General features: G+C 70.1%; 10 protein-coding genes. 7 read left to right on the plus strand and 3 right to left on the minus strand.

Features of this window, described 5'->3' with window-relative positions:
* Positions 1–30: 30 nt before the first annotated feature.
* The 6 genes from AC4OXY_RS35380 to AC4OXY_RS35405 all read left to right on the plus strand — a co-directional run bounded on the left by AC4OXY_RS35380 (position 31) and on the right by AC4OXY_RS35405 (position 8,543).
* Positions 31–1,242 (plus strand): ROK family transcriptional regulator, encoded by a 1,212-nt coding sequence (locus tag AC4OXY_RS35380; RefSeq protein ID WP_356021711.1) that lies wholly within the window; start codon positions 31–33, stop codon positions 1,240–1,242.
* Between the two features lie 132 nt (positions 1,243–1,374).
* Complete coding sequence (locus AC4OXY_RS35385) at positions 1,375–2,481, plus strand: sugar ABC transporter substrate-binding protein (protein ID WP_356021960.1); 1,107 nt, start codon at positions 1,375–1,377, stop codon at positions 2,479–2,481.
* A 212-nt stretch (positions 2,482–2,693) separates the two neighbouring features.
* Positions 2,694–3,485 (plus strand): ATP-binding cassette domain-containing protein, encoded by a 792-nt coding sequence (locus tag AC4OXY_RS35390; RefSeq protein ID WP_356021713.1) that lies wholly within the window; start codon positions 2,694–2,696, stop codon positions 3,483–3,485.
* Positions 3,482–4,792: a sugar ABC transporter permease gene (locus tag AC4OXY_RS35395; RefSeq protein WP_362821576.1), complete on the plus strand. Its 1,311-nt coding sequence runs from the start codon at positions 3,482–3,484 to the stop codon at positions 4,790–4,792. Before AC4OXY_RS35390 ends, AC4OXY_RS35395 begins: the two co-directional genes overlap by 4 nt.
* Positions 4,793–4,927: 135 nt before the next feature.
* Positions 4,928–6,856, plus strand: coding sequence for a 1-deoxy-D-xylulose-5-phosphate synthase (gene dxs, locus AC4OXY_RS35400; protein ID WP_491991663.1), 1,929 nt, complete (start codon positions 4,928–4,930; stop codon positions 6,854–6,856).
* A gap of 163 nt (positions 6,857–7,019) precedes the next feature.
* On the plus strand, positions 7,020–8,543 hold the full coding sequence (locus tag AC4OXY_RS35405; protein ID WP_356021719.1) for an amino acid permease: 1,524 nt from the start codon (positions 7,020–7,022) through the stop codon (positions 8,541–8,543).
* Positions 8,544–8,555: 12 nt separating this feature from the next.
* Here the strand turns inward: AC4OXY_RS35405 and AC4OXY_RS35410 are convergent, their stop codons facing one another.
* Positions 8,556–8,969, minus strand: coding sequence for an NYN domain-containing protein (locus AC4OXY_RS35410; RefSeq protein ID WP_356021721.1), 414 nt, complete (start codon positions 8,967–8,969; stop codon positions 8,556–8,558).
* 70 nt (positions 8,970–9,039) lie between these two features.
* Between AC4OXY_RS35410 and AC4OXY_RS35415 the strand changes: the two genes are divergently transcribed.
* Positions 9,040–10,056, plus strand: coding sequence for a DUF8189 domain-containing protein (locus tag AC4OXY_RS35415; RefSeq protein ID WP_491991664.1), 1,017 nt, complete (start codon positions 9,040–9,042; stop codon positions 10,054–10,056).
* A 52-nt stretch (positions 10,057–10,108) separates the two neighbouring features.
* On the opposite strand, the gene AC4OXY_RS35420 is transcribed toward AC4OXY_RS35415, so the two are convergent.
* Together AC4OXY_RS35420 and AC4OXY_RS35425 are read right to left on the minus strand one after the other, a co-directional pair.
* Positions 10,109–12,238, minus strand: coding sequence for a 3-hydroxyacyl-CoA dehydrogenase NAD-binding domain-containing protein (locus tag AC4OXY_RS35420; RefSeq protein WP_356021725.1), 2,130 nt, complete (start codon positions 12,236–12,238; stop codon positions 10,109–10,111).
* Positions 12,235–13,452 carry a thiolase family protein gene (locus AC4OXY_RS35425; RefSeq protein ID WP_356021727.1) on the minus strand — a complete coding sequence of 406 codons (1,218 nt, stop codon included), beginning with the start codon at positions 13,450–13,452 and terminating at the stop codon, positions 12,235–12,237. Before AC4OXY_RS35425 ends, AC4OXY_RS35420 begins: the two co-directional genes overlap by 4 nt.
* Positions 13,453–13,533 lie beyond the last annotated feature (81 nt).

Consider the following 13,533-nt stretch of genomic DNA (forward strand, 5'->3'; position numbering starts at 1 on the left):
CCGAAGCGGTCCCGCGCTCAGGAGGTCGTCGTGGAGACTCCAGGGTCGCAGTCGTCGCTGCACCGAGCCAACCTGGAGCGGGTCGTCCGGGCCGTACGCCTGGCAGGGTCCCTCACGCAGGCGGAGATCGCGCGGACGACCGGTCTGTCCGCCGCGACCGTCTCCAACATCGTGCGGGAGTTGAAGGACGGCGGAACCGTCGAGGTCACGCCCACGTCCGCGGGCGGCCGCCGGGCCCGCAGCGTCAGCCTGAGCGGGGACGCCGGCATCGTGATCGGTGTCGACTTCGGGCACACCCACCTGCGGGTCGCGATCGGCAACCTCGCCCATCAGGTGCTGGCCGAGGAGTCCGAGCCGCTGGATGTGGACGCGTCCGCCGCACAGGGCTTCGACCGGGCGGAACAGCTGGTCAGCAGGCTGATCGAGGCCACCGGGGTGAACCGGTCCAAGGTGGCCGGGGTGGGCCTCGGCGTGCCGGGCCCGATCGACGTCGAGTCGGGGACGCTGGGCTCCACCTCGATCCTGCCGGGCTGGGGCGGCACCAAGCCCGCCGAGGAGCTGCGCGAGCGGCTCGGCGTGCCCGTGCACGTGGACAACGACGCCAACCTCGGCGCCCTCGGCGAGCTGGTCTGGGGCAGCGGGAAAGGTGTGCGCGACCTCGCGTACATCAAGGTCGCGAGCGGTGTCGGCGCCGGTCTGGTGATCGACGGGAAGATCTATCGCGGCCCGGGCGGCACCGCCGGAGAAATCGGGCATATTACACTCGATGAATCCGGCCCGGTCTGCCGCTGCGGCAACCGTGGCTGTCTGGAGACCTTCGCGGCCGCGCGCTACGTGCTCCCGCTGCTCCAGCCCAGCCACGGCCCCGACCTCACGCTTGAGGGCGTCGTACGGCTGGCCAGGGAAGGTGACCCGGGCTGCCGTCGGGTGATCGCCGACGTCGGCCGCCACATCGGCAGTGGAGTGGCCAATCTCTGCAATCTGCTGAACCCGAGCAGGGTGGTCCTCGGCGGTGATCTCGCCGAGGCCGGTGAGCTGGTGCTCGGGCCGATCAGGGAGTCCGTCGGCCGTTACGCCATCCCCAGTGCGGCACGCCAACTGTCCGTCCTCCCCGGGGCACTTGGCGGTCGTGCGGAGGTGCTCGGGGCGCTCGCCCTGGCCCTCAGCGAGATGGGTGATTCATCCCTTTTGTCGGGCAATGTCGCCGGGGTCCTGTCCGTGGCGGCCCCTGCCTTCACTTAGATAACGGATGGCACCGTTGCCATCTCGTTAAGGATTTACTTCTTGACGTCGAACCTGCGGCCGAGTTGACTTCCAGCCACCTCGGCCGCAACGACGCGGCCTCGTCAGGGAGGTTTTCAAGTGAACGCACGTATGCGTCGTGCCGCCGTTGTCGTTGCCGCCGGTACGATGGCCGTCACGCTGGCCGCCTGTGGCAGTGCCAAGGAGTCGAAGGGCGGCAGCTCTTCCTCCTCGTCGTCCTCCGCCAAGAAGGGCGACAACATCAAGGTCGGCCTCCTCCTTCCGGAGAACAAGACCGCGCGTTACGAGAAGTTCGACAAGCCGCTGATCGAGAAGAAGATCAAGGAGCTGACGAACGGCAAGGCCACGATCGACTACAACAACGCCCGCCAGGACGCGAACCTGCAGGCGCAGCAGGTCGACACCATGATCACCAACAAGGTGGACGTCCTGATCGTGGACGCGGTCGACGCCAAGGCCATCCAGAACTCCGTGCAGAAGGCCGTGGACGCCGGCATCAAGGTCGTCGCCTACGACCGCCTCGCCGAGGGCCCGATCAGCGCCTACACCTCCTTCGACAACGAGGAGGTCGGCAAGACCCAGGGCCAGGCCCTGCTGAAGGCGCTGGGCAGCAAGGCCACCAAGTCCTCCAAGATCGTGATGGTCAACGGCTCGGTCACCGACCCGAACGCCGCCCAGTTCAAGAAGGGCGCCCACGAGGTGCTCGACGGCAAGGTCACGGTCGCCAAGGAGTTCGACACCAAGGAGTGGTCGCCGGACAACGCCAACTCCGAGATGGAGGCGGCGATCTCCGCGGTCGGCAAGGGCAACATCGCGGGTGTCTACTCCGCCAACGACGGCATGGCCGGCGGTATCATCACCGCCCTCAGCGGCGCCGGCATCAAGGTCCCGGTCACGGGCCAGGACGCCGAGCTCGCCGGTGTGCAGCGCATCGTCGCCGGTACGCAGTACATGAGCGTCTTCAAGTCCTACCCGCAGGAGGCGAACGTCGCCGCGGAGATGGCCGTCGCGCTCGCCCAGGGCAAGCCGCTGGACTCCATCGCCAAGGACAAGGTCTCCAGCACCTCCCAGAAGGACGTCCCGTCCGTGCTCGTCCCGGTCGTCTCGCTGACCCAGGACAACATCAAGGACACGGTCATCAAGCAGGGCTACTACACCGTCTCCGACATCTGCACCGCCGACTACAAGGCGGCCTGCGACAAGCTCGGCCTCAAGTAACCGGCGCCAAGTCCCTTCCCGTACACGGGTGTTCGTCCTTGAATGCCCCGTAGGGAAGCCGACTGGACGCCCCCAGGACTCCTCCGGCGCCCCGCGATCACACAGCCCCGCAAGCTCGGCGCGGGGCGCCGGACGGAACTCCCCCAGGGTTTCCCCCAACCCACCCACCCAGATTTCTGCACAACCTCCCGCCGGGTCAGGCGGCGAAGGAGATGGTTCACGTGTCCGCTACGCCCGTGCTGGCGTTGCGCGGGATCTCCAAGCGGTTCGGTGCCGTTCAGGCGCTCACCGACGTAGAGCTTGAGGTCCACGCCGGTGAGGTGGTCGCCCTGGTGGGCGACAACGGTGCCGGAAAGTCCACGCTGGTCAAGACGATCGCCGGCGTGCACCCGATCGACGAGGGTGCCATCGAGTGGGACGGCAAGCCCGTCACCATCACCCGACCGCACGATGCCCAGGCACTGGGCATCGCGACGGTCTACCAGGACCTCGCGCTGTGCGACAACATCGACGTCGTCGGCAACCTCTTCCTCGGCCGTGAGCTGAGGAAGTGGGGCGTCCTGGACGAGGTCGAGATGGAGCGCCGCTCCCGCGAGCTGCTCACCACGCTGTCGATCCGCATCCCCAGCGTCCGTATCCCGATCGCCTCGCTCTCCGGCGGCCAGCGCCAGACCGTGGCCATCGCCCGCTCGATGCTCGGCGAGCCCAAGCTGGTCATCCTCGACGAGCCGACCGCCGCCCTCGGCGTCGAGCAGACCGCCCAGGTCCTCGACCTGGTCGAGCGCCTGCGCGAGCGCGGCCACGCCGTCATCCTCATCAGCCACAACATGGCGGACGTGAAGGCGGTGGCCGACAAGGTCGCCGTCCTGCGCCTCGGCCGCAACAACGGCGTCTTCGAGGTCAAGACGACCTCGCAGGAGGAGATCATCTCCGCCATCACCGGCGCCACCGACAACGCCGTGACCCGCCGTGCGGCGCGCACGAACGGGGAGGTTTCCAAGTGAGCATCGACAAGACCTCCGCGAGCGCCGACGAGGCCCCGGCGCAGGACGCGCCCGCCGTGGAGAACCCCGAGGCCGCGGCCGCCGCGGTCACCGCGGTCGACCCGCGCCTGCTGGTCCAGCAGGAGGGCCTGGTCGGCTACTGGCACGAGTTCAAGCGCAAGATGAAGGCCGGTGAGCTGGGCTCCGTCCCGGTCATCCTCGGCCTCGCGATCATCTGCGTCATCTTCCAGGTCCTGAACTCGAACTTCCTGTCCGCGCAGAACATCAACGACATCACGATCACGATGGTCGGCACGGGCATGATCTCGGTCGGCATCGTCTTCGTGCTGCTGCTCGGCGAGATCGACCTGTCCGTCGGCTCCGTCAGCGGCGCGGCCAGCGCCCTCGCCGGTGTCCTCGCGGTCAACCAGGGCTGGCCCGAGTGGACGGCCGTGCTCATCGCCATCGGCGCGGGCATCGCCATCGGCGCGCTGCACGGCTTCTTCTTCGCCGTGCTCGGTGCCCCCGCCTTTGCCGTCACGCTGGCCGGCCTGCTGTTCTGGCTGGGCTTCATGCTGAAGGTGCTGGGCGCCGACGGCACGATCAACCTCGACCCCAACGGCCTGGTCGGCAAGCTCACCACGTACTACTTCTCGGACGTGGCCGCCGCCTACGGGCTCGCCGTCGTCGTGGTCGCGGTGTTCTTCCTCACCTCGTTCCTGGGCAACCGGCGCCGGGAGGCCGCGGGCGTGCCGTCCCGGCCGCTCAGCGACACGGTCCTGCGCACGGTGCTGCTGGCCGTGATCTCCTTCGCCGCGGCGTACATGTACAACCAGTACAAGGGCCTGCCGCTGGCCACGGTGATCTTCCTCGCCTTCCTGATCGGCACCGACTTCGTGCTGCGCCGCACGCCGTACGGCCGCAAGATCTTCGCGCTCGGCGGCAGCGTCGAGGCGTCCCGGCGTGCGGGCATCAACGTCACCGCGGTGCGGATCTCCGTCTTCGCCATCTCCGGCGGCTTCGCCGCGATCGGCGGCCTCTTCCTGGCCTCGAAGATCGCGTCGGCCAACCAGAGCGCCGGCACCGGTGACCTGCTGATGAACGCGATCGCCGCGGCCGTCATCGGCGGTACGTCGCTCTTCGGCGGCCGGGGCCGCACCTGGAACGCGCTGCTCGGTGTGCTGGTGATCGTCTCGATCCAGTACGGGCTCCAGCTGGAGTCCATCGCGGAGCCGGTGAAGTACATGATCACCGCCGCGGTCCTGCTCACCACCGTCGTGATCGACTCGATCACCCGGAAGACGCAGAAGACCGCCGGTCGCGCGTAACGTCGCGCGCAACGAGGGGTAGGAACAGTTGCCCGGTGCCCGAAAGGTGCCGGGCGCTGTCATGTCCTGCAAAGCCCAAACATTAGACTCGGGCGAGCCCGGCAAGCTCGATCAGCTCAACGCAAGGAGGCACGGGTGCCGCTGCTGACCCGCATCAGGGGACCGCGCGATCTGGACCGGCTCAGCCTGGAGGAGCTGGACCAGCTGGCCGGGGAGATCCGGACCTTCCTCGTCGACGCGGTCTCCAAGACCGGCGGCCACCTCGGCCCCAACCTGGGCGTCGTCGAGCTCACCATCGCCCTCCACCGCGTCTTCGACTCGCCGAAGGACAAGGTGCTCTGGGACACCGGCCACCAGTCCTACGTGCACAAGCTGCTCACCGGCCGGCAGGACTTCTCCCAGCTGAAGAAGAAGGGCGGCCTGTCCGGCTACCCCTCGCAGGCCGAGTCCGAGCACGACGTCATCGAGAACAGCCACGCCTCCACGGTCCTCGGCTGGGCCGACGGCATCGCCAAGGCCAACCAGCTCACGAAGCGGGACAGCCACGTCGTGGCCGTCATCGGTGACGGCGCCCTCACCGGCGGCATGGCCTGGGAGGCGCTGAACAACATCGCCGACGCCAAGGACCGCCCGCTCGTCATCGTCGTCAACGACAACGAGCGGTCCTACGCCCCCACGATCGGCGGTCTCGCCAACCACCTGGCCACGCTGCGCACGACCGACGGGTACGAGCGCTTCCTGGCCCGTGGGAAGGACATCCTGGAGCGCACGCCCGTCGTCGGCAGGCCGCTCTACGAGACCCTCCACGGCGCCAAGAAGGGCCTGAAGGACTTCATCGCCCCGCAGGGCATGTTCGAGGACCTCGGCCTGAAGTACGTCGGCCCGATCGACGGCCACGACATCGAGGCGCTGGAGTCGGCCCTCGCGCGGGCCAAGCGGTTCGGCGGCCCGGTGATCGTGCACTGCCTGACCGAGAAGGGCCGCGGCTACCAGCCCGCCCTGGCGGACGAGGCCGACCGCTTCCACGGCATCGGCCCGATCCACCCCGACACCGGCCTGCCGGTCAAGGCCTCGGGCGCCGACTGGACCTCCGTGTTCGGCGACGAGATGGTCGAGCTCGGCAAGGAGCGCGACGACATCGTGGCCATCACGGCGGCCATGCTCCAGCCGGTCGGCCTGAAGAAGTTCGCCGACGCCTTCCCGGACCGCATCTACGACGTCGGCATCGCCGAGCAGCACGGCGCCGTCTCGGCCGCCGGTCTCGCCTACGCCGGTCTGCACCCGGTCTTCGCCGTCTACGCCACCTTCCTCAACCGCGCCTTCGACCAGGTCCTCATGGACGTGGCCCTGCACAAGTGCGGCGTGACCTTCGTACTGGACCGGGCCGGCGTCACGGGCACGGACGGCGCCTCCCACAACGGCATGTGGGACATGTCGATCCTCCAGGTCGTGCCGGGACTGCGCCTGGCCGCGCCGCGCGACGCCGAGCAGGTGCGCGCCCAGCTCCGCGAGGCCGTCGCCGTCGAGGACGCGCCGACCGTGGTGCGCTTCTCCAAGGGCGCCGTCGGCCCCGCCGTACCGGCCGTCGGCCGCGTCGGCGGCATGGACGTGCTGCGCGAGCCCGGCACCGGCCGGCCGGACGTGCTGCTGGTCTCGGTCGGCGCCCTCGCCCCGATGTGCCTGGAGATCGCCGGCCTGCTCGACAAGCAGGGCATCTCCACCACCGTCGTCGACCCGCGCTGGGTCAAGCCCGTCGACGAGGCGATGGCCCCGCTGGCCGAGCGCCACCGGGTCGTCGTCACCGTCGAGGACAACAGCCGCGTCGGCGGTGTCGGCTCCGCGGTCGCCCAGGCCCTGCGCGACGCGGGCGTGGACGTGCCGCTGCGCGACTTCGGCATCCCGCCGCGCTTCCTGGACCACGCCTCCCGGGGCGAGGTGCTCACCGAGATCGGCCTGACCGCCCCGGACATCGCCCGCCAGGTCACCGGGCTGGTCGCCAGGCTGGACGGCCGGTTCGACCGTACGGCCGCCGAGGTGGACTCGGTGGAGCCCGCGCGCGACTGATCCGCAACGCGCCCCCACGGGCCGGTTCCGCCCCCCTGCGGTGGCGGAACCGGCCCGTTTGCGTGAACCTGCCCCTACCGGGGCATACGCTCCCCGACCCTCCCGATCATGCCGGGCCGTGTCCGGTCGGGTCGGGACACCCACAAGCGTGGGAGGTAGGCACGTGAGCAGCGCGCTGTTCAGGACGAAGAACGTCGAGCAGTCCATCCAGGACACCGAGGAACCGGAGCACTCGCTCAGGAAGTCCCTCTCCGCGCTCGACCTGACCGTCTTCGGCGTCGGTGTCATCATCGGCACCGGCATTTTCGTTCTCACCGGTCAGGTCGCCAAGAACAACGCCGGCCCGGCGGTGTCCCTGGCCTTCGTGGCGGCCGGCGTGGTGTGCGGACTCGCGGCACTCTGCTACGCCGAGTTCGCGTCCACGGTCCCCGTGGCCGGTTCGGCGTACACCTTCAGCTACGCCTCGCTCGGCGAGCTGCCCGCCTGGATCATCGGCTGGGACCTGGTCCTGGAGTTCGCGCTCGGCACGGCGGTGGTGGCCGTCGGCTGGTCCGGCTACATCCGCTCGCTGCTCGACAACGCGGGCTGGCACCTGCCGGACTACCTGGCCGGCCGGGACAACGCCGCCGGCTTCGGCTTCGACATCCTCGCCGCCGCCCTGGTGCTCGTGCTCACCGGCATCCTCGTCCTCGGCATGAAACTGTCCGCCCGGATCACCTCGCTCGTCGTCGCGATCAAGGTGATCGTCGTGCTCATCGTGATCGTCGCCGGTGCCTTCTTCATCAAGGGCGGGAACTACAAGCCGTTCATCCCGCCGTCCCAGCCGGTGCCCGCGGGCGGCAATCTCAAGGCCCCGCTGATCCAGCTGATGTTCGGCTGGGCGCCGGCCAACTTCGGTGTGATGGGCATCTTCACCGCCGCCTCCGTCGTCTTCTTCGCCTTCATCGGCTTCGACATCGTGGCCACCGCCGCCGAGGAGACCCGCAATCCGCAGCGCGACATGCCCCGCGGCATCCTCGGCTCGCTGTTCATCTGCACCGTGCTGTACGTGGCCGTGTCCATCGTCGTCACCGGCATGGAGAAGTACTCCAGACTGTCCGTGGAGGCCCCGCTCGCCGACGCCTTCAAGGCCATCGGGCATCCCTGGTACGCGGGCGTGATCAGCTTCGGCGCGGCCGTCGGACTGACCACGGTCTGCATGATCCTGCTCCTCGGCCAGACGCGCGTCTTCTTCGCGATGAGCCGCGACGGACTGCTGCCGCGCTTCTTCTCGCACGTCCACCCGCGCTTTCGGACCCCGCACCGGCCGACCATCCTGCTCGGCGTGATCATCGCGATCGTCGCCGGCTTCACCAGCCTGGCCGAGCTGGCCGAGCTGGTGAACATCGGCACGCTCTTCGCGTTCGTCGTCGTCGCGATCAGCGTGGTGATCCTGCGCCGCACCCGCCCCGACCTGCCCCGTGCCTTCCGCACCCCGTGGGTCCCGGTCGTCCCGGTCCTGTCGGTGTGCGCCTCGCTGTGGCTGATGCTCAACCTGCCCGCCGAGACCTGGCTGCGGTTCGCCATCTGGATGGTGATCGGCTTCGTCGTCTACTTCTTCTACGGCCGCACCCACAGCCGGCTGGCCCTGCGCGAGCAGAGCCCGGCCGGGGACGTCCCGGGGCCACCCGCCGGGAACACCCCCTAGGCCTGCGGTACCTCAGTCCAGCACCGCGCGCGGGCCGGTGACCGCCGCGCCCCGTTCGGTCACCCTGCGGCGCAGCTCGCGGTCGGCCGTCACGACCAGACAGGGGCGGTCGCCCGCGGTCGCCGTGAGTTCCACGATCCGGTCGTCGCCGCTGCCGGGCGCCTCGTCGACCCGTACCCCGGGCACGGAGGCCACGCCCCGGGCCGCGCCCTCGACCACGAGGACCAGCTCCACGGGCCCGGACAGACCGGCCACGCCGGAGCGCGCGTACGGCACCAGCCGGTCGCGCAGGCGGACGGCGGCGGCGCGGCGGTCGCGCCACCAGCCGTCGGGCACGGAGCCGACGACGTTGGCGCCGTCGATGATGAGGAGCGGCACGGGAGGGGGTGCGCTCGCCGCGTCGGGCGCGCCGGTGGTGTCCGTCATACCGATAAGGGTCTCAGCCGGTCACCAGGGCGGCGGGGGCGCCCCGAAGGTCACCGCATAGGGTGAAGCGGTGAACGGCGACTGGTTCCTGCGCGGCCGAGACGGCCGGCTCAGTGTCTACCTGATCTCCGGTGACGCCGTGGTGTGGCGGGCCGAGCACGTCCCCGGCGGCTCCTGGACCGCGCCCCAGCGGCTGGGCGGCGATCAGCCGCTGCACCCCTCGGCCGGGATCGGCCAGGGCGGCGACGGCTATGCCCACCTGGTGGCCTGGCGGCCCACGGCGGAGGGCGAGTCGGGCCTGGTCCACTCCACGCACTTCCGCCCGCTGCTCGCGGCCCTGGACTGGAACCCGGTCGGTCACCCGAAGAAGAAGGGCGACCGGACGGGCACCCCGGCCGTCACCGTGGACGCCCAGGGCCGCGCCCATGTGTTCGTCCGCAACAACGGCGCCGGAGTGCACCACCTCGCCCAGAAGGAGAAGGGCGGCTGGGAGCCCTGGCTCGACCTGCGGGGCAGCAAGGTCCAGGACGGCCTGGCGGCGGTGACCGGGAAGTCCGGCCTGGTCGAGGTGTACGCGGCCGTCCCCGACGGCATGCTGCGCTGGCGCCAGGAGGAGCCGGGCGCCCGGCCGGTCATGCAGCAGCGCCTGAAGGCCCCGGTCCGCCCCGGCACCCTGCGCGCCCTCGCGACCTCACCCGGGAGCACGACGGTGTTCTTCACGGACACCTCGGGGGACCTGTGCGCCTGGCGCCCCGGCGGCGAACCGGCGGTCCTGATGCCCGCGGCGGGCCCCGGCCCGGTCGCGGCGATCCGCTGCGAACTCGACGGCCACGACTGCACCCTGCTCGCACAGCGCTCGGCGAGCGGCCGGGTGGCCTTCGCCGCCTATCCCACGGAGCTGGAGTCGGCGGGCGCCTGGTGGACGGAGTCGGGCCCGCGCCTGCCCGTCGACGCCCTGGTGGCCCTGGCCGAGGACGCGGACGGCCGCGTGGTGGCGGCGACGCTGTCCCCGTCGACCGGGCAGCTCCTGCTGGCCCGGCGCAAGGACGAGCCGGGACTGGCGCTCACGGCGTGGCAACAGGTCTGAACACGCGGAAGGGCCCCCGCCGCCGCGGGGGCCCTTCACACTGCGTCCGGTGTTACGCCGGGACCGACGCCACGCCCGGGGCGAGGAACTTCTTGCCGTTCACGCGCTCCGAGACACCCTCACGGTCCAGGTACGGCGTGACGCCGCCCAGGTGGAAGGGCCAGCCGGCGCCCGTGATCAGGCACAGGTCGATGTCCTGCGCCTCGGCGACGACGCCCTCGTCGAGCATGAGCCCGATCTCCTGGGCGACGGCGTCCAGGACGCGCTCGCGGACCTGCTCCTGCGTCAGGACGACATCGCCCTGCTTCAGCAGCGCGGCGACCTCGGGGTCCAGCTCCGGCTTCCCGCTGTCGTACACGTAGAAGCCGCGCTTGCCCGCCTTGACGACGGCCGCGAGGTTGGGGGAGACCGTGAAGCGGTCCGGGAAGGCCCGGTTCAGCGTCTCGGAGACGTGCAGGCCGATCGCCGGGCCGACCAGCTCCAGCAGCACCAGCGGGGACATCGGCAGACCGAGCGGCTCGACGGCCTTCTCGGCGACCTCGACCGGGGTGCCCTCGTCGATGACGTTCTGGATCTCGCCCATGAAGCGGGTCAGGATGCGGTTCACGACGAACGCCGGGGCGTCCTTGACCAGGACCGCGGTCTTCTTCAGCTTCTTGGCGACGGCGAACGCGGTCGCGAGCGAGGCGTCGTCCGTCTTCTCGCCGCGGACGATCTCCAGCAGCGGCAGCACGGCGACCGGGTTGAAGAAGTGGAAGCCGACGACCCGCTCGGGGTGCTTCAGCTTCGACGCCATCTCCGACACCGACAGCGAGGAGGTGTTGGTCGCGAGGATCGCGTGCGCCGGGGCGACGGCCTCGACCTCCGCGAACACCTGCTGCTTGACACCGATCTCCTCGAACACGGCCTCGATGACGAAGTCCGCGTCCGCGAAGCCCTCGGCCTTGTCCAGGACGCCGGTCACCAGCGCCTTGAGGCGGTTGGCCTTGTCCTGGTTGATGCGGCCCTTGCCGAGCAGCTTGTCGATCTCGGCGTGGACGTAGCCCACACCCTTGTCGACGCGCTCCTGGTCGATGTCGGTCAGCACGACCGGCACCTCCAGGCGGCGCAGGAACAGCAGCGCGAGCTGGCTGGCCATCAGACCGGCGCCGACGACGCCGACCTTGGTGACCGGGCGGGCCAGGTTCTTGTCCGGGGCGCCGGCGGGACGCTTGCCGCGCTTCTGCACCAGGTTGAACGCGTAGATGCCCGCGCGCAGTTCGCCGCCCATGATCAGGTCGGCGAGCGCCTGGTCCTCGGCGTCGAAGCCCTGCTGGAGGTCGCCGTTCTTGGCGGCCTCGATGATGTCGAGGGCGCGGTAGGCGGCCGGGGCGGCACCGTGCACCTTGGAGTCCGCGACGAAGCGGCCCCGCGCGACGGCCTGGTCCCAGGCCTCGCCGCGGTCGATCACCGGGCGCTCGACGGTGACGTCGCCCTTGAGGACCTGGGCGGTCCACAGCAGCGACTGCTCCAGGAAGTCGGCGCCCTCGAAGAGCGCGTCGGCGATGCCGAGGTCGAAGACCTGCTGGCCCTTGAGCTGCTTGTTCTGGTTCAGGCTGTTCTCGATGATGACCGAGACGGCCTTGTCGGCGCCGATCAGGTTCGGCAGCAGCGCGCAGCCGCCCCAGCCCGGGACCAGACCGAGGAAGACCTCGGGCAGCGAGAACGCCGGGATCGCCTTGGAGACGGTCCGGTAGGAGCAGTGCAGACCGACCTCGACGCCGCCGCCCATCGCGGCGCCGTTGTAGTAGGCGAAGGTCGGCACGGCCAGCTTGGCCAGGCGCTTGAAGACCTCGTGGCCGCCCTTGCCGATGGCGAGGGCGTGCTCGTGCTCCTTGAGGATCTCCACGCCCTTGAGGTCGGCGCCGACCGCGAAGATGAACGGCTTGCCGGTGATGCCGGCGCCGACGATCCCGCCGTCCGCGGCCTCCTTCTCGACCTGGTCGATCGCGGCGTCGAGGTTCGCCAGCGAGGCCGGGCCGAAGGTGGTCGGCTTGGTGTGGTCCAGGCCGTTGTCCAGCGTGATCAGCGCGAAGCGGCCCGCACCGAAGGGCAGGTCGAGGTGGCGTACGTGCGCGGACGTGACGACCTCGTCGGGGAACTGCGCGGAGGCCTGCTGCAGAAGCTCGGCGGTGGTGCTCACTTGTCCCCCTCGAAGTGCGGGTTCTCCCAGATGACCGTCGCGCCCATGCCGAAGCCGACGCACATGGTGGTCAGGCCGTAGCGGACGTGCGGCTGCTCCTCGAACTGGCGGGCCAGCTGCGTCATCAGACGGACGCCGGAGGAGGCCAGCGGGTGACCGAAGGCGATGGCGCCGCCGTACTGGTTGACGCGCGCGTCGTCGTCGGCGATGCCGTAGTGCTCCAGGAAGGCCAGGACCTGGACGGCGAAGGCCTCGTTGATCTCGAAGAGGTTGATGTCCTCGATCGACAGACCGGCCTTGGCGAGGGCCTTCTCCGTGGCCGGGATCGGGCCGTAGCCCATGACCTCCGGCTCGACGCCCGCGAAGGCGTACGAGACGAGGCGCATCTTGACCGGCAGGTCGTGCTCGCGGGCGAAGTCCTCGGAGGCGATGATCGAGGCGGTCGCACCGTCGTTGAGACCGGCGGCGTTACCGGCGGTGACGCGCCCGTGCACGCGGAACGGCGTCTTCAGACCGGAGAGGTTCTCCAGCGTCGTACCCGGACGCATCGGCTCGTCGGCGGTGACCAGACCCCAGCCTGTCTCGCCGGCCTCCGGGTTGGTGCGGCGCACCGAGATCGGCACCAGGTCCTGCTGGATCTTGCCGTCGGCGTACGCCTTGGCGGCCTTCTCCTGCGAGCGCACCGCGTACTCGTCGGCGCGCTGCTTGGTGATCGTCGGGTACCGGTCGTGCAGGTTCTCGGCGGTCATGCCCATGAACAGGGCGGACTCGTCGACGAGCTTCTCGCTCACGAACCGCGGGTTCGGGTCCACGCCCTCGCCCATCGGGTGGCGGCCCATGTGCTCCACGCCACCGGCGATGACGGCGTCGTAGGCGCCGAAGGCGATCGAGCCGGCGGTGGTGGTGACGGCGGTCAGGGCGCCGGCGCACATGCGGTCGATCGAGTAGCCCGGCACGGACTGCGGCAGGCCCGCGAGGATGCCGGCGGTACGGCCGAGGGTCAGACCCTGGTCACCGATCTGCGTGGTCGCGGCGATGGCGACCTCGTCGATCTTCTTGGGGTCCAGACCGGGGTTGCGGCGCAGCAGCTCCCGGATCGCCTTCACGACGAGGTCGTCGGCGCGGGTCTCGTGGTAGATGCCCTTCGGGCCCGCCTTGCCGAACGGGGTGCGGACGCCGTCGACGAAGACGACGTCCCTGACGGTACGAGGCACGATGGCTCTCCTCCAGAATGGGACGCTGAGCGCTTGCTTACGACCATGCTACTTGTGAGTAATGTAGCTGCCCAGTCCCCT

It is taken from the genome of Streptomyces sp. HUAS MG56 (genome assembly GCF_058673395.1).